The organism is Caballeronia sp. GAWG1-5s-s (assembly GCF_023631445.1).
Classification (GTDB): Bacteria; Pseudomonadota; Gammaproteobacteria; order Burkholderiales; family Burkholderiaceae; genus Caballeronia.
Genome location: NZ_JALQDC010000020.1, coordinates 55,090 through 71,706, shown reverse-complemented (window position 1 = coordinate 71,706; position 16,617 = coordinate 55,090). Strand labels below are relative to the sequence as shown.

Sequence of the window (16,617 nt, the reverse complement as noted above, 5' to 3'; positions counted from 1 at the left end):
AAGCATAGGCGATCTGCCAGGCCGTCGGATAAGCACACAGCGTTGCGCATGCCGCGAGCTTTATGCGCATAAAGCAAAGTGAGCGCAGTGCTGCCGTTTTTATGCGCATAAAGCCTCGTCCGTTTGGCTAACGCGTGGTTTTACGTCGAATAACGCTGGAAAAACTTTTAGCGCTATGTAGAATTCGAAACGTACATTTTCGGAGCGAAACGTGGCGGCGGAAATCATAGCGATCACGCAACAGAAGGGTGGCGTCGGCAAGAGCACGATAGCGATGCACCTGGGCGCAGCCTTGCATGAGAAGAACAAGCGCGTGCTCGTCGTCGACGCGGATGGTCAGAACACGCTCATTCATTGGTCAAGCGCCGCCTCGGAAGACGCGTCGGGCATTCCGTTTCCGGTGGTCAACCTCTCCGAGGCGGGCGGCCAAATCCATCGCGAAATCAGGAAGTTCATCACCGACTACGACATCATCGTCGTCGATTGTCCGCCGTCGATTACGGAGAAGGTTTCGGGCGTGGTCCTTCTGGCCGCGAGCATCGCGGTCATTCCGACGTCTTCCTCGCCCGCGGATTATTGGTCGAGCGTCGGGCTCGTCAAGCTGGTGCAACAGGCGCAGGTCATGAACGAAGATTTGCGCGCGGTCTTCTTGCTTAACAAGACCGAGGAGAAACGCATGCTCACGCGAGAACTGAAAGTCGCGCTGGAGGAGCTCGGCTTTCCGCTGCTCAAGACGCAGATTCCGACGCGCGAGTGCTACAAACAAGCAATGGCGCTTGGCCAGACCGTGCTGCAGATGACGGATCGCGGCTCAAGGCTCGCGGCGGCAGAGATCCGCGCGTGTGCCGACGAGATCCTCGCCATGCTCGCCTGACTTTATGCGCATAAAGGACCCTGAATGAAACCGTCGCAGTTCGCAAAGGGCTTCAAGGCCCGTCCCGATACCACGAGCAGTGAAAAGAGAACCGCGCTCGATCGAATCAACGCAATCGACGGCATCGTCGACCTGCAGCAGGTATCGCAGACCGCAGCCAATGGCCGGTCAAGCGCATTCGTCGCCGACGATCAATCTGACGCCAACGCAGCACACGAATCCGAACCGTACAGAGCCTGGCGAAGAGCGAATCGCTACACGGTAGGGCAGGTGATCGAGCTGCCGCTCAAGGCCATCAAGCCCAGCCCGTTCAACCCGCGTCACTTCTACCTGAAGGCCTCGATCGCCGAACTGGCAGTCAATTTGGCGAAGCAAGGCCAACAGCAAGCCATTCACGTCATTCCCGACTATGAGGAGCCGGGCACGTTTTTCGTTAGCGACGGCGGTCGGCGCGTGCGCGCGCTCAAGGAGGCTAACAAGGAGACGGTGAAGGCAGTCGTCGTCGACTTGCCGATCGGCATCGAGAGCTACAAGCTCGGCTACGACCTCAACGTCCAGCGCGATTCGCAGACCGTCTTCGACAACGCGGTCGTCTGGCGTCGCTTCCTCGACGAGCAACACTTCCAGAGCCAGCGTGAACTGGCGGAACATCTTGGGCTGGACGAATCGACGATCGCCGTGGCGCTATCCATCGCGAAGCTGCCAGAAAACGTGATGCAAGAGATGGTCGCTCGGCCGGATCGGTTCGGTTCCAATATGGCGTATCAGATCTCCCGCTACCACGCAGCGCGGGGCAGCGACGCGACGCTTCGGCTCATCAACAAAATCACGTCGGACGACTTGAGCACTCGCCAGGTCGCGGACATCGTCAAGGGGCGCGCCAGCGGGCAAGAGACGCAGAAGCCGGTTGGCCGCCAGCGGTATGCGCAACGCCTGGAGGTGAAGCTGGACGGCGTTGCAGTCGGGGATCTCAAGTCTTATGGCGAGGACCGGCTCGAATTGAGGCTGCGGGGCTTGTCACGCGAGAAACGCGACGAACTACTGCATCAAATCGAGACGATGCTGGAAAAAGCGAACACGCAGAATTAACAGGTGGGAGCCGGCGGCATGGACGCCGCCTCGCTGAAGTCCCTCAGCTCGCTCGCGACTGGCTCAGCGTAAAAGCGAGCAAGTCGCCATCGGTCGGCTCGCCCCACGTCCGCCGGGCGAGCCAGTCGAAGAACGATGTTTCCGCAAGCTTCGAGTCTAGTCCGCGCTTCCGCCAATCGTCGCGCATATGCGCTCCGAGCTCCGGCAACAACTCTTGCTCGAAGCTCTGGCGCGCAAGCTCCCGTTCTTCCTCACCTTGCTCTTCGTACATCGCGCGCGCTTCCTTGCGTCGAAAAGCCGAGAATTCCCCCAACAACCGGGCTTTGAGATCATCCGCCGCCGAGGCGCTCGGCGCGCCGGCCCTCGGTGATGCGCCGTTCGCAGCGGACGGCAACGCGTCGACCGGCGGCGCATAGCCCTTCTTCAATGCGTCTTTGAACAAGGCGGCAGCACTGCGAACCGGCGGCAAAGTCGTGCTGCGCATGCGCTGCTCCGTCATCAGCAAAGCGGCGCGGATGCGGTTCTCCTCGCTGTCGGCATAGAGAGTCTGCGCCTCTTTCAGCGAGATCCCGATCTTCACCATGCGGTCGACGAGCGTGCTGTCGAAGACATTCGGATGCTCGTCCAACGCAAGCATCGGCTGCTTGCGCTCGGTCACGCGGAATTGAATCTCGGCGACGCGCCGCCCCTCTCGATGCTCCACCAGTTCGACGAAGATATTCGTTACGGCGTTGACTTCGGCAATCGCGGGGCGCAAGTAATCGCGCTTGAAGTATTTGTACTCGCGTTTCGCCTCGTCGCCGGCTTCCGTATCGGGCGTGCCGGACAGGATCGGCCGCCACCACTCCCAGGTTTCGCGCATCGTCAGATGGCTGGGATTCGTCAGATATCGGACGCAGATTTCGTACAGGGCAAGGCCGGCGCTGCTGCGCAATTGGCTCTGGAATTGCAGGCTCAACCTGGCATACTGAACCGGGTCGAGCAGCTTCTTTTTGATCTTCGGGGCGAAGGAAAATTCGACCCAGACCCGACGCGTAGACGGGTCCTCGAGAATTTCCGCGTCTGCGATCAGCGTGGATATGCCCCACTTGCGGCCGGGCTTCTGGCTCGACGTACCGGTGCTCCACTCCACTTGCACTGAAACCATGCGGCGCAAGTGTTCTTTGACGAGCGCGGTGTCGTTCGAATCGAAGGCCGAATTCGCGACAATATCCGAAAGCAGCGCGCGATACGTGTCGCCGGATTCATCCGCTTGCTGCGCAACGGCGAGCAAGACGTTGAACAACTTGCGCGTCAGCAGCGTGATCTTGCCGCTTTTGGGCTGAATCGCGATGGCCTCAACGGCCTTGCGCAATTCCGCCGAACTGGGGCTGACTACGTCGGTTTTCTTTGCGCGCCTGGTCGCCATACAGGTATCGAATTCAGTATTGCGGCAAGGATAGCGGGTGCGGTGATCCCCGTCTACCGGGTGAGATCACCCTTTGAACGGTGATGGCTAGCTGAGTTCAACGGCTCACTGCGGTGCGCTCCCGAAAAGGCTCACCGCTCACCTATTGTCGTCATTCGCTTTACCCAGAGTCCGCGCGGGTAAACGCTTCGCGGAGTTCTTCTGCCGCGGCGTGCGACTGCGACAAGGCTCCTGAAAAGGCTCACCTAAGAAATTTTTTTGACGCAGAACAAGGTGTGGCGCACGAGAGACAAACAAAAAACCGTGCGCTTTCCCGCAGTGTGGTCGGCGAACGCGCGTTTTTTCCGGTTATAACAGCACCCGTTGACCTTCGAGCGCGAGTAACTCCCGCAAAGTCTCACCGTTGCGTGGAAGAGACCGTACAAAGCAGCCATCAAAGCCGCCGCGCCTACACGAGCTAGAGTCGACTACGTCCCGAAAAGCCTCACCTTACCGTCGGAACCGCTTCACAACGGCTCCCGAAAACCCTCGCGTCAGGTATCCCGCAAACCCTCACCTGTCCGTTTTCCCGCGCCGGACACGGTCGAGAGAAGCCTCATTAGGAGGAGAGCGGGTCCGTCAAATGGCGAGCGCTCCCGAAAAGGCTCACTGCAGCCATTGCGCAGGTATTCGGGCAAGGCGCAACGCGCTGCCAAGACATCCAACCTCCTTTACAAAACAGAGCTAAGTCGTTGACGGACCTCGGTTCTCTGTCCTCGACGCGCCCGTCGCGGTGCCCTCTACGCGTATCCCGAACACTCTCACCCACCGCCAATATGCCGTTCAAAAGGCGATCAACTCCCGAAAACCTTCACCTCTGGCTGCCGCGACTGTCGTATACGTTCCCGAAAAGCCTCACCGAAGGCCGCGCGAAAGGGTATTCAGGCACTGTACGTCAGCACTTGCTCCTGAAAAACCTCACCTCTGAAAGCGAATTCGGCCCGAAAACGCTCACCGAAGGGAAAAATCAACACAAAAAAGCAGCGCAAGCCGGCCTTCGCCGCTCTCCTGCATCGTCTCACCGATGCCAAGACGCACGGCACCGCGGTTCTCGGCACGACAAGGCGCTCAACGGCGAGCTCTCCCGTATTCGCTCACCGATCCCTGAATGCCTCTCCCCGAAGCCGCTCACTATGTCTCCTGGTTCTTCTCACTGATCGTCCCGAAGCCTACCACCTACGCCACCCGTAGAGCCTCACCACCTATCCCGCAAACGCTCACCCAGTCGGCCGGAAAGCCTTATGGCATAAGGATTGGACGAGGCGTTAACTGTTTTAACAAGGGTTCAAGGGTGTTTACTTCTAATACTCTCAAAGCGGCGCATTGGATGCCAATAACTCCGAACCACTTGCTACCAGGCACATAGGCGGTGTTGTCCGTAGCTAGCTGTGAAACACGTGGTTGTTCATCGTGATCGTCGCAATCGCTGCAGAAACATGGGGTTAGAAGAACATTCTCATCATGTTTCACATGGATGGTCTACAATCCCAGTCGTCGCTCGATCAATACATGCGATTGCGTCACAGGGCCGTCTCACGGCCAAGCCTGGAGCGTCGTCGTATTGCATGAAACGTAAATCGTGCTGAGCAAAACATATTACGTTGAGGATCAATGGACTCGCACCTTCGCGACACAGTTCGCCAAGAGCTGGAGAGAATGCGTGCAGCCGGCGCGCGCCGACACGAACTCTCGCAGCATGCCTGCCGGCGACTATTTTTCGACCTTGGAATTCGCCCGTCAGTCACGACAGTGCGGGATTTGACGCAGGTCGGTAGTGCCACTGACATCCCGCGAGACATCGACGCGTTCTGGGAAACAGTCCGCTCGAGCGTTCGGGTGCGCGTCGAGGCAGGCGGAATCCCGCAGGCGCTTCAGGAACGCGCGGGCGAGTTGCTCGCGGAGCTTTTCGTCGAAGCCAGGCAACAGGCGGGCATTGCGCTCGATGGCCAGCGCTCCCGAATCAACGAAGATCTCCGACGGGCAGAAGCGAGCGCGCGCGACGCAGATATTCGCTGCCAGGCGATCGAACAGGCGCGTCGGGACGCCGAGACGCGAGCCGAAGCCGCCGCGGCGCGGATAGCGTCGCTCGAATCGGAAGTGAGCCGACTGCGGCAGCGTGAGGCCGATCTTCATGAAGAGCTCCGCAACACGGTTGCGCGCTCTCAAGCCGATAATTCGGCGCTTGCCGAACGTCTCGCGACAGAACAGTCTCAAACGGCGCGTCTGCGCGACCGTCTAGACGAGCTTCAGGACGAATTGCGGAGCAACACAGAGCGTTACGCCCAGCAAATCAACGACGCAGTCAAGGATGCCGAGCGACGCGTGAAGCCGATGCTCGTCGAGCTCGACAGCCTAAGAGGCGTCGCCGCGACCTATCAGGCAAGCATCCGCGAAGCCGGCCGCAAGGAATTCGAGTTCATTCAACAGCTTAGCGTCGCGCGAAGCCGCGCCGATCGCCTGGAGTCGCAAGTGCGCGCGCAGTCCGACGAGATCGACGCGCTCACGCGCGAGCGCGACGCACACCGGGTGCGGGCGCGCATGAGCGCGGAAGTCGGCGAGTTGATCGCGTCGCTTGCAGTGGACGGACGCCTCACCGATGAAGAAATCGCCGTCCTTGGAACGCAAGCCGATCCCTACGTAGCCGTGCCGCCAACCTGTCCCGGCTGCGAGGACGGCGAGCCCGAACTGCAACTGCACGAAGACGAATACGAGTTGTGTTGCCCGAAATGCGAGCGAAGCTCTGGTCCCGCGTCGTCGAAATTGTCGGCGTTATATGGCTTTCGCCACGCTTCTCAGGTGCGCGCATGACGCGCTGATTGCTTTGTGAGCGCGATAGGTGAGCGTTTTCGGGAGTGCCGTCAGACGCCGGTGAGACCTGCTTCTTCGCTCCCGCCGGCCTGAGCTTGGGCGAGATCGCGCTCCCGTATTTGCTCACCCATCCAGTCCTGCCACGCCCGATGGAGCCGATGCACAGAGATCATCTGCTGGAAGCCCAGCCACTGGCCAACGCGCTCGGGGTCGACGCCTTCGTCGAATAGCTCCGCCGCGTAGGTGTTGCGAAGCGTCTGCGGACTGGCTCGCGCCACGCGAGACGCTGCGATGCCCGACGCGGCCACGACCGCGTCGATGGCGCGTAGCATCGTCGCCTTGTGCATTGGGCGCCCCGACGGCGCCGCGGGGAAGAGCAGTTCGCCCGCCAAGCCGGCTGCTCGGCGCTCGTTGATCCAACCGTCCAGCAACTCGACGGCGAACGGCGCGAGCCGGGCCCGGCGGATCAAGAGCGGATTCGATGCATCGACCGTTACGTAGGGCGCGCCCGGCGCGTAGCAATCGACGGTCAACTGCGCCGCCTCGCCCGTTTTCACCCCCGCACCCAAGAACGCGGCGACCAGGGCGCGGTCGCGTCGTTCGCGCCAGCGCTGTCCGGCCGGCAGCCCGCCCAAGGGCGAAAACAGATGCGCGGTCAGCAAGGTCCGCTCGTCGTGTGTCAGGAAGCCGGTCGGCTCGTTGTCGCGCGCTTTGCGCCACGCTGCATCCCCATCTTGCGCGATGAACCGCGCGGGATTGGTCCCCGCAGCTTCGATTTCCCGCACGTGATCGAGCACGCGCTCGATCAAACGCAAGTAGCGCATCCGCTGCGGACGTCGAATGTCGAGCTGAGAGACGAACTGTTCGATGACGGGCCGTTGCACGGTATGGAGCGTCGCCCGTTTCGCCTGTAGCCATTCGAGGAAGTTGCCCCACTGCGCGCGATAAACATCGGCCGAAGATGCGCGGAATTCTTGCTGAGCAAGCCATGCGTCGAAGGCCGCGTGCGGGTCGGCCTGCCAGTCCGCGCGCTGTTGGTCGAAGAGATCGGTGGGTGTCGGCATTGTGTTCGTAGGGCGATCTGACGCTGTTCGCTTTGTTGTGAGAGTCGGGCTTCGCGCGGCGAGCGTCAAGCGTCCACTGTACCGAAGCCTGCGCGAACTGGCTGCGCTCACGTGCTAATCGGCTAATCGGCGACGTCAGGCGTTATCGCGGTGTCGGGTCGCCGATTTGTTGGCTGCTCGATCAATGACCCGCGATGGCCAGTTGCGGACGGCCCTGCCGAGCCGCGCGCTCGTACGCGTCGACGGCGAAGCCGAATACCGCGGGCAAGGCGTCAGACGAGGCGATGTCCACTACGTCGTCGGTCTCGGGATAAGCGAAGTTTTGCGGGCGCGCAAACAATTCGCGCAGCGCGGCTTCGTGACGGCCCGCGAAACCGAGGTCCGCAACCGCCTCTGCTTCGATCGCATGCAAGAGGCGCCACGTCAGCGGCACGCCCTTGTCGATGTAGCGAGCCGCTATCTGCCGCGTGATGCTTTCCAAGTCGCGCACAGCCCGCTCGAACTGTTTTTTGCTCAGATGTTCGCCGTTTGACTCCATGTTGTCACCCCTCGCACCGGTCTTTGTACTGTATAAATATACAGTATCTACGCGCCTGAAAATAGCGTCGCGCTGTTCGGTCGCTGTGTATGTGCGATTCCGCCTACGCGTTGTTCAGACATCCGCGGCTGCACAAAGGCGTTGGGTCGGCGCATCCTTCCGGTACGTTGGGAGCGGTTCTTCACCCGCTACATGCCGTTTCTTGCGAGGAATATCGCAGTATTTTTCACGCTGAGCCCAAAGGAGAACATGATGAACAAGGACCAGGTAAAAGGCGTCGGGGAGCAAGTGAAGGGGAAGATCAACGAAGTAGTCGGCAAGGCCACCGACGATCCTGCGCAGGAAGCTAAGGGTGACATGCAACAGGTCGCCGGCAAGATTCAAAAGGGAGCGGGCGACGTGCGCGAAGATCTGAAGGACAGCGTGCGCAAGAATCCGTAATGAGAGGCCGGCACGGCTCGTTCTAATCGGGGCGTCCATTATGACGCCCCGCTTTTGTATCAGAAGTCATGCCCACCGAACTTGATGCGCATAAAGTTCAGGCCGGCCTGTCCGCCGCATCAACCGTGAATCACCACAAGCAGCGCCTTCGCTTCCGAACGCCCCGCGTTGCGAATGGCGTGACTGTCATCGGCCGCATACCGTGCGGTCTCGCCCGTTTTCAGACGACGCGTCGACGACGCCACTTCTACCTCGATCGTTCCATTGAGCACGGTTAAATGCTCGCGCGTGCCTGGCTCGTGAGCGTTGGATCGTAGCGCCGCGCCGGCCTGCAACGTGAGTTCATACCACTCGAACTTTCCCGCGAGTTCGATCGGCCCCCAGACGCGAAGTTGATATCCGCCGTTGTCGCCGCTCAAGGTCGGTATGTCGTGCTGGCTCGCGACGCGGATCGCTTCGGCGGGGCGTTGTTGCGCGAATAGCTGGTCCAGGCTGATACCAAGCGCGTTCGTGAGCCGCCATGCCACAGCGATAGTGGGATTGGCTCGGTCCCGCTCGATCTCGGACAGCATCGACTTCGATACGCCAGCCGCTCGCGACAAATCGTCGAGCGTCAACTTTCTTTCGTTGCGCAGTCGTTGAATCTGCTCGCCGACGCGCGGCGGCACAGACCCGGCCGCCGCCGTTTCCGCGACTGTCGGGTCTGAACGCGAACTTGCCATGACGCTTCTGTTCCCTTAGAGTGTTCTCTATATTGGAAAGTTGTTCGAAATATCGAACATGTCCAATTCGATGATTCGACTATAACAGGGCTAACAGGCCGCGTGCGCACGCGGATGCAACCGGAAGACGCCATGAGAGACCGATACCTGTCCCACCTTCGCGACGTCATCGACGATATTCGCGCGGCCGGGTTCTATAAAAGCGAGCGTGTCATTGCGAGTCCGCAGTCGCCGGAAATTCGCCTCGCGGACGGGCGCGACGTGCTCAACTTCTGCGCGAACAATTACTTGGGCCTCGCCGATGATCCCCGTCTGATCGAAGCCGCCAAAGCCGGACTCGACGCCGACGGCTTCGGCATGGCGTCGGTGCGCTTCATCTGCGGCACGCAGACCGTGCACCGGTCGCTGGAAGGCGCCATTGCGCAGTTCCTTCAAACTGACGATGCCATTCTCTATTCCAGTTGCTTCGATGCTAACGGCGGCCTGTTCGAAACGCTCTTGAGCGAAGAGGACGCCATCATCAGCGATGAACTGAATCACGCCAGCATCATCGACGGTGTGCGGCTCTCGAAAGCGCGACGTCTGCGCTACAAGAACAACGATCTGGCGGATCTCGAAGCGCGTTTGAAGGAAGCGGACGCCGCCGGCGCGCGCTTCAAGCTGATCGCCACTGACGGCGTGTTCTCGATGGACGGCATCATCGCGAATCTCGCAGGTATCTGCGATCTCGCTGACCGTTACGACGCCCTCGTGATGGTGGACGATTCACACGCGGTCGGCTTCATCGGCGAGAAAGGACGAGGCACGCCCGAACACTGCGGCGTGCTGGACCGCGTGGACATCATCACTGGCACGCTCGGCAAGGCGCTCGGGGGCGCTTCCGGCGGCTACGTCGCCGCTCACAAAGAGATCGTCGAATTATTGCGCCAGCGCAGCCGCCCGTATCTCTTCTCTAACACGCTCGCGCCCAGCATCGCGGCTGCGTCGATCAAAGTGCTTGAGTTGCTCGACAGCGATGAGGGCGCCGCGCTGCGCTCGCGCGTGCGCGCGAACGGCGCCCGATTCCGCCAGGCGATGTCGTCTCTTGGTTTCGACCTCGTCCCGGGCGAGCATCCGATCATTCCGGTCATGCTCGGCGATGCGCAACTCGCGTCTCGAATGGCCGATGCTCTTCTGGACGACGGTGTGTACGTGATCGGCTTCTCGTATCCGGTCGTTCCGAGGGGGCGCGCACGCATTCGCACGCAGATGAGCGCAGCGCATACGCCGGAGCAGATTGATCGCGCGGTCGAGGCTTTCGCTCGTGTCGGAAGGTCGCTCGGCGTGATCCGGTGAGCGTCTAAGCGGCGATCATCAGCTGCCCGGACTTTATGCGCATAAAGCAACCACAAACGCAGGACCCACCCCACATGAAAGCTCTCGCCAAACTAGAACGCGCACCCGGCCTCACGTTGACCCGCGTCAAGCGTCCAGAGGTTGGTCACAACGACGTCCTCATCCGCATTCGCAAGACTGCGATCTGCGGTACGGACATCCATATCTGGAAATGGGACGACTGGGCGCAAAAGACGGTGCCGGTGCCGATGCACGTAGGCCACGAGTACGTCGGCGAGATCGTCGAGATGGGACAGGAAGTGCGCGGCTTTGCGATCGGTGACCGTGTGTCGGGCGAAGGTCACATCACATGTGGCTTCTGCCGCAACTGCCGCGCGGGACGACGCCATCTGTGCCGTAATACCGTCGGCGTGGGCGTGAACCGCGAGGGCGCCTTCGCCGAGTATCTCGTCATTCCGGCGTTCAACGCGTTCAAGATTCCCCCCGGAATCTCCGACGACCTCGCCGCCATCTTCGACCCGTTCGGCAACGCCACGCACACCGCCCTGTCGTTCAATCTTGTCGGCGAGGACGTGCTCATTACTGGCGCAGGCCCGATCGGGGTGATGGCCGCCGCTATCGCCCGGCACGTCGGCGCGCGGAACGTCGTGATTACCGATGTCAACGCGTATCGGCTCGAACTTGCGCACAGGATGGGCGCGACGCGTACCGTCAACGTCGCGCATGAGGATTTGCGCGATGTCATGCGCGAGCTCGGCATGACCGAGGGATTCGACATCGGTCTGGAAATGTCCGGCGTGCCGAGCGCCTTCACGGGCATGCTGGAAGCGATGAATCACGGCGGCAAGATCGCGCTGCTCGGCATTCCGCCCGCTCAGACTGCCATCGACTGGAATCAGGTCATCTTCAAGGGGCTCGAGATCAAAGGCATCTATGGCCGCGAGATGTTCGAAACCTGGTACAAGATGGTGGCGATGCTGCAAAGCGGACTTGATCTCTCGCCGATCCTCACGCATACCTTCGCCGTCGACGACTACGAGCAAGCGTTCGCGACGATGCTCTCCGGCAATAGCGGCAAAGTCGTGCTCGACTGGACTGCGGCCTGACCACGGAGCTACTCCTTCAGCTTTCCGAACTCGGCTTGAATGGCGACGTGCACATCGTCGCCGACGGCGGGAAACCATGTGGTCAGGCCGAACGCCGCACGGCTGAAATGCCCGTCGGCGGAAAAGCCGAGCGTTTCCTGCTTCGTCAGCGGGTTCACCGCGTGGCCGTTGAAGGTGACATTCAGCTTGACCGGCCGTGTCACGCCGCGAATCGTTAAGTCGCCGGTGAGTGTGCCGGTGTCATCGCCCGACCGCTCGAATGCCGTGCTCTGAAAAGTGATGCTCGGATACCGCGCTGCGTCGAACATGTCGGGTCCTTTCAGCATCCGGTCGAGCAGCGGCACGTTGGTGTCGACGCTGGACGCGTCGATGCTCGCCTGAACACGGCTCGCCGCTATTCCGCCGGAGTTCCAGTCGAGACGCGCCGATACCTTGTCGAAGCGGATCACGAATCGCGAGTAATGAAAGTGATCGACGTCGAAGCTCACGTTCCAATGATGCGCGTCCAGTTCATACAGTCCGACTGGCACGCTCGCTTGGTTCGCCGAAACGTGGTGCGTCACGACATTGAAGGCCGTGCATCCGCATAACAGCGCGACCGAGGAGACCCATGCCAGATAGTGCCTCGAAGCGTTCATCACGGACTGACTCCAGAAAGAAGCTCGTTCTCGACAACGAATGAAGAATCGAGCAGACGACAACTAGAAATACAACGGCCGTCACGTTGATTTCGTCCGCGCAAACGAAAATAACGCGATTCAGGTAGAGTTCGCGTCGATTCTCATCTCAAAAAGGCGCCATGGCCACGCGCGATGGCGGATAAACATGCGCTTCCGGCGGCACCGCTTTTACCCGCTTCGCTCTCGATGGCTTGCCGTCATGCTGCTGATCGTCTCAGCCGCGTTCTCCTGGGCTTCGCGCGCGCAGGCCGCATGGTGCGACGACGGTCTATGGATCGACGCGATGATCGGCTCGCACCACTTTCATCCCGACAAGCACTTCGAGCAGTTCAATCCGGGAATCGGCGCCGAATGCTGGCTCGCGCCGCAATGGGCCGTGACCGGCGGCTATTTCCGCAACTCGCTGTCGAAACCGTCGTTTTATGGCGGCGGCGTCTGGGCGCCCGAATTCCTCCATTGGGGCTTCGTACGGCTCGCCGCGATGGGCGGGCTGATCTCGGGCTACGACTACGGCCGCTGGGGCATCGGCCACGATCACATGGTCGGCCCCGTCGCCGCGCCGCTGGTGATGGTGGCTTACAAGCGCGTCGGCGCGAACTTCATCCTGATCCCGCCGATTCCGTCGAGCGATCTGCCGTTCACGATCGGGTTTCAGCTTCGCGTGAAGTTCTGATGCAGCGCCGTCCGAAGCAGCGAAGCAGGCTGCTCCCGAAAAACCTCACCTGAGTCACGCGCGGAAGCCCGCCGACGGGCGGTACTTCCACCTGATTCCCGAAAACCCTCACCTTAACGCCGGGCCGAGCACCCGCCGGACAAAAAAAGAGCCCGGCCATGAGCCGGGCTCGAACCGGACCGGGCGAGTTCCGAGTCACGCCCGACCGCGTGGACTTCTCGACGAAAGCGCGCCGCGACGACAGCAGCAGCCGCGGCAACGACGGCTTTCGGCGGAATGCAGTTCGAGATGCAACTGGACGAGCCAGCCATGAGCATCGTCTTGATGAAGCGTAGCCGCGCACGGTCTGTCCGCGGCGTCGAATGCGAGCCTCGGGATGCGTCGTCCGACGAGCATCACGCCCGCCACGCACCAGGCACCGCATGCGCGCGCACGGTTTGCGGCGCGCCTGGCGGTATAGTGCGGGCTGGTTGCTTATGCGATGCTTAAGTTCGGCGTGCCGGGCGTTAAGTGGCGCTTAAGCAAGACGCAAGGAGAATGGCCGCGACGTCAAAGCTTGGGGAAGGGCATGCGCCTGCTTTTGGTAGAGGACGACGAGATGATCGCCGAGACGGTGCTGGCCGCGTTGCGCCGCTCCAGCTACACCGTGGACTGGGCGCAGGATGGCCGCGCGGCCGAGTTGTCGCTCGGCAATGACGTGTACGACCTCGTGTTGCTGGATCTCACCTTGCCGAAGCGCGACGGCCTCGATCTGCTCGGCGTCTACCGCAAGAACGGCGGCCATGCGCCGGTCATGATTCTCACGGCGCGCGACGCGGTGGATGACCGCATCCGCGGCCTCGACGCCGGCGCGGACGACTATCTGCTCAAGCCCTTCGATCTGGATGAACTCGCCGCTCGCGTGCGCGCGCTGCTGCGCCGCCGTACGGGTCATACGCAACTCGTGTACACGCACGGCGACTTGTCGCTAGATCCGGCCGCGCACGAAGCCTCGAAGGGCGGCGTCGCGCTGAATCTCGTGCCGCGCGAATTCGCGCTGCTTCAGGCGTTGATCGAGGAGCCGTCGCGCGTGTTCCGCCGCTCGGAGCTCGAAGAGAAACTCTATGGATGGGGCGAGGAAGTGGGCAGCAACGCGATCGAAGTCCACGTGCATAGCCTGCGGCGCAAGATCGGCGCCGAGCAGATCGTCACCGTGCGCGGCGTAGGCTATCGGCTGAAGAGGATCGGATGAACTCCATCCGGCGCTGGCTGCTCGGCTGGCTCATCTGCGGACTCGCCGCGGCGTGTCTGCTCGCGGGTTACGGCATCTTTCACATGGCGCAGCTGGAGGCGGGCGAACTGTTCGACTACGAACTCCGCACCGTCGCGGTCTCGCTACCGGGCAACATCGCTGCGTCGGACGTCGCGGAGGGACGCAGCCACGACCTCGTAGGCATCGCCGACGACCGGCTCGTCATCGACATCTGGGACAAAACCGGGCGGCTCATCTATCACTCGCCGCATGAACCCCCGCTGCCGCGTTTCGGCGACGGCTTCCGGTCCGCCGAGCGCGAAGGCTACCGCTGGCGCGCGTTCGGCATGACCTTGCCGGATCGCTTCGTGCAGGTGGCGCAGCCGTATTTCGTGCGCGAGGACATGGCCATTTCGCTCGCGCTGCGGACCATCTGGCCGCTCGCGCTGTTGATACCGGTCATCGTGGTGATCGTGCTCGTGGTCGTGGCGCGCGGTCTTGCGCCGGTGCGCTGGCTCTCGCGATCGCTCGCCGCGCGGTCGCCGGAATCGGTCGCGCCCGTGTCGCTTGCCGCGAGCACGCCCGTCGAATTGCGTCCGCTCGTCGATGCGCTGAACGGCCTGCTCACGCGTCTTAACGAGGCGTCGGAGGCGCAACGCACGTTTATCGCGGATGCCGCCCACGAACTGCGCACGCCGCTCACCGCGCTCAAATTGCAGATACAAGGCGCCATCAGCGACGGCTCGCTGAAAGTGGACGACGCGACGGTCGGCAAGATCGACGGACGGTTGAACCGGCTGATTCATCTTGCGCAGCAGTTGCTCAGCATGGCGCGCGAGGACGCGGCACGCGAGGCGGCCATCGCGCCGATGAGCCTGCGCACGCTATGCGAGACGCGCGTGTCGGACTTCTCGCTGATCGCGGAGGCGAAGTCGATCGACCTCGGCCTCGAACTGGAAGATGCACGCAGCGAGGACGACGCGTTCGCAATTCTCGGCGACACGCATGCGCTCGCTGTGCTGCTCAACAATCTGCTCGATAACGCAATCCGCCACACGCCGTCCGGCGGACGCGTCGATGTGACGTTGCGTCGCGAGTCGAACGGCATCGCGCTGACGGTCCTCGACACGGGCCCCGGCATTCCGCCCGGCGAGATCGAGCGCGCGTGCGACCGGTTCTATCGCGGCGCCGGGACGCACGGGCAGGGCAGCGGGCTAGGGCTTGCCATTGCGTCGCGCGTGGCGCAGCGGAATCAGGCGGCCTTGACCGTCGAGAACCGCGCGGGCGCGGGCGGGCTCGCGGTGTCCGTGCGTGGCTTGCGCGGCGTCGAAATGAAAGAGCAAACAACGGAGTGCGCTGCGGTGGCGGTGCGGTGAGGCTCTGAGCTTTCACGAGGCTCGACCATGATGAACCGCTGGGTTCGTATTGCTTTGCTGCTTATCGGCATCGCATCGGCGCACACTTCGCATGCCGACGATGCCGCCAGCGCGTCCGCCGCCTCCGAGCCCAAGACGCTGAAAGAACGGCTCGGCGACAAAGCCAGCGACGAGCAACGCGTCGACAATTGCAAGGTGCCGCCCGAGCGTCGCGGCGCGAAAGCGCGTCCGGATGCCTGCGCGCGCTGACCCCGCCGCGCGCGATCAGCGCGACTTCGATGAACGCCGCGCACCGCAATCACCCGCCTTCATCCGCCCCGGTCAACGCGATCACCATGTCGAGAAACGCCCGCGTCTTGGCCGGCGGATGATGCCGCGACGGATGAAACGCATAGAGCGGAAAGCGCTCGTCGGGCCAGTCCGGAAACAGGTCGATCAGCGCGCCCTCCGCCAGCAGATGCGCGTGACCGAGTTCGAGTATCTGCGCGATGCCGTATCCCGACAGGCACGCGCTCAGCATCGTGCCGGGATCGTTCAGCGTCAGATGCCCGCGCGTTTCGACCGTGAGCCGCTTCTTCTTCCGGTGAAACTCCCACGGAAACGGCCGCCCGGTTTCCGGATCGCGGAATTCGATGCACGTGTGCGCGCCGCTCGCGAGCGCCTGTGGCGTCGCCGGCCGCCCGCAGCGCGCTATATACGACGGCGCAGCCACCGTGCGCACCGGCGTATCGAGCAACTTGCGCGCGACGAGACTCGAATTGCGCGGCTCGCCGAAGCGCACGGCGAGATCGAACCCATCGGCGATCATGTCGCCCAGCCGGTCGCGCGTGAGCAATTCGAGTTCGAGCTCGGGATGCGCTTCCATGAACGCTTCGAGCTTCGGTCCGAGCACGAGCCGCGAGAAGATCGGGTCGACGTTCACGCGCAGCCGCCCGCGCACCGCCGTCGCGCTACCCGATGCAGTGGACGCCGCTTCCTCCAGGCCGATCAGATGCGGCATGACCTGTTCGAAGAAGCGGCGGCCGTCGTCGGTGAGCGAGACCGTGCGCGTCGTGCGGTCGAACAGGCGTATCTTCAGGCGCGCTTCCAGACGCGCGATGGCGCGGCTCACGCCTGGCTGCGACATGCCGAGCTTCTCGCCGGCTGCGGCAAACGTGCCCGCATCGACGATCGCCGCAAACACGCTGATGCCGTTCAGGATGCGCTCGTTGAACCCCGCCATTCATGCCTCCG

The 16,617-nt window shown here is 62.2% G+C and carries 15 protein-coding genes and 3 pseudogenes; 12 read left to right on the top strand and 6 right to left on the bottom strand.

Features of this window, described 5'->3' with window-relative positions:
* Positions 1-211 precede the first annotated feature (211 nt).
* The 3 genes and pseudogenes from parA to NCR34_RS13780 form a co-directional block, all read left to right on the top strand.
* Positions 212-874, top strand: coding sequence for a ParA family partition ATPase (gene parA / locus NCR34_RS13785; protein WP_250500104.1), 663 nt, complete (start codon positions 212-214; stop codon positions 872-874).
* Positions 875-898: 24 nt separating this feature from the next.
* Positions 899-1,004: pseudogene (locus NCR34_RS28355) on the top strand (ParB/RepB/Spo0J family partition protein); the annotation flags it as partial.
* Positions 1,005-1,075: 71 nt separating this feature from the next.
* A pseudogene (locus NCR34_RS13780) lies at positions 1,076-1,963 on the top strand (ParB/RepB/Spo0J family partition protein); the annotation flags it as partial.
* A gap of 43 nt (positions 1,964-2,006) precedes the next feature.
* Here the strand turns inward: NCR34_RS13780 and NCR34_RS13775 are convergent.
* Complete coding sequence (locus NCR34_RS13775) at positions 2,007-3,371, bottom strand: replication initiation protein (protein WP_250500102.1); 1,365 nt, start codon at positions 3,369-3,371, stop codon at positions 2,007-2,009.
* A 1,650-nt stretch (positions 3,372-5,021) separates the two neighbouring features.
* Here NCR34_RS13775 and NCR34_RS28200 point away from each other — a divergent pair.
* Positions 5,022-5,384: pseudogene (locus NCR34_RS28200) on the top strand (DNA-binding protein); the annotation flags it as partial.
* A 282-nt stretch (positions 5,385-5,666) separates the two neighbouring features.
* On the top strand, positions 5,667-6,218 hold the full coding sequence (locus NCR34_RS28195) for a hypothetical protein (protein ID WP_350029431.1): 552 nt from the start codon (positions 5,667-5,669) through the stop codon (positions 6,216-6,218).
* 50 nt (positions 6,219-6,268) lie between these two features.
* Here the strand turns inward: NCR34_RS28195 and NCR34_RS13765 are convergent, their stop codons facing one another.
* Positions 6,269-7,282, bottom strand: coding sequence for a tyrosine-type recombinase/integrase (locus NCR34_RS13765; protein WP_250500165.1), 1,014 nt, complete (start codon positions 7,280-7,282; stop codon positions 6,269-6,271).
* A 181-nt stretch (positions 7,283-7,463) separates the two neighbouring features.
* Positions 7,464-7,820, bottom strand: coding sequence for a DUF2471 family protein (locus NCR34_RS13760; RefSeq protein WP_250500100.1), 357 nt, complete (start codon positions 7,818-7,820; stop codon positions 7,464-7,466).
* A 252-nt stretch (positions 7,821-8,072) separates the two neighbouring features.
* On the opposite strand from NCR34_RS13760, the gene NCR34_RS13755 reads away from it, so the two are divergent.
* Positions 8,073-8,261 carry a CsbD family protein gene (locus NCR34_RS13755; RefSeq protein WP_206469004.1) on the top strand — a complete coding sequence of 63 codons (189 nt, stop codon included), beginning with the start codon at positions 8,073-8,075 and terminating at the stop codon, positions 8,259-8,261.
* 119 nt (positions 8,262-8,380) lie between these two features.
* On the opposite strand, the gene NCR34_RS13750 is transcribed toward NCR34_RS13755, so the two are convergent.
* Positions 8,381-8,983 carry a helix-turn-helix domain-containing protein gene (locus tag NCR34_RS13750; RefSeq protein WP_250500099.1) on the bottom strand — a complete coding sequence of 201 codons (603 nt, stop codon included), beginning with the start codon at positions 8,981-8,983 and terminating at the stop codon, positions 8,381-8,383.
* 132 nt (positions 8,984-9,115) lie between these two features.
* On the opposite strand from NCR34_RS13750, the gene NCR34_RS13745 reads away from it, so the two are divergent.
* Together NCR34_RS13745 and tdh are read left to right on the top strand one after the other, a co-directional pair.
* Entirely contained in the window at positions 9,116-10,318 is a 1,203-nt protein-coding gene (locus NCR34_RS13745) for a glycine C-acetyltransferase (RefSeq protein ID WP_250500098.1), read from the top strand.
* A gap of 74 nt (positions 10,319-10,392) precedes the next feature.
* A complete protein-coding gene (gene tdh, locus NCR34_RS13740) occupies positions 10,393-11,424 on the top strand; it encodes an L-threonine 3-dehydrogenase (RefSeq protein WP_248322844.1) in 1,032 nt (343 codons plus the stop codon).
* An 8-nt stretch (positions 11,425-11,432) separates the two neighbouring features.
* Here tdh and NCR34_RS13735 read toward each other — a convergent pair whose 3' ends face one another.
* Positions 11,433-12,062: a YceI family protein gene (locus tag NCR34_RS13735; protein WP_250500097.1), complete on the bottom strand. Its 630-nt coding sequence runs from the start codon at positions 12,060-12,062 to the stop codon at positions 11,433-11,435.
* Between the two features lie 241 nt (positions 12,063-12,303).
* On the opposite strand from NCR34_RS13735, the gene NCR34_RS13730 reads away from it, so the two are divergent.
* The 4 genes from NCR34_RS13730 (at position 12,304) to NCR34_RS13715 (ending at position 15,633) form a co-directional block, all read left to right on the top strand.
* A complete protein-coding gene (locus NCR34_RS13730; RefSeq protein WP_250500096.1) occupies positions 12,304-12,777 on the top strand; it encodes a hypothetical protein in 474 nt (157 codons plus the stop codon).
* Between the two features lie 568 nt (positions 12,778-13,345).
* Positions 13,346-14,008, top strand: coding sequence for a response regulator (locus NCR34_RS13725; protein WP_175940799.1), 663 nt, complete (start codon positions 13,346-13,348; stop codon positions 14,006-14,008).
* A complete protein-coding gene (locus NCR34_RS13720; protein ID WP_250500095.1) occupies positions 14,005-15,384 on the top strand; it encodes an ATP-binding protein in 1,380 nt (459 codons plus the stop codon). Before NCR34_RS13725 ends, NCR34_RS13720 begins: the two co-directional genes overlap by 4 nt.
* A gap of 27 nt (positions 15,385-15,411) precedes the next feature.
* On the top strand, positions 15,412-15,633 hold the full coding sequence (locus tag NCR34_RS13715) for a hypothetical protein (protein WP_250500094.1): 222 nt from the start codon (positions 15,412-15,414) through the stop codon (positions 15,631-15,633).
* 49 nt (positions 15,634-15,682) lie between these two features.
* Here the strand turns inward: NCR34_RS13715 and NCR34_RS13710 are convergent, their stop codons facing one another.
* On the bottom strand, positions 15,683-16,606 hold the full coding sequence (locus NCR34_RS13710; protein WP_250500093.1) for a LysR family transcriptional regulator: 924 nt from the start codon (positions 16,604-16,606) through the stop codon (positions 15,683-15,685).
* Positions 16,607-16,617 lie beyond the last annotated feature (11 nt).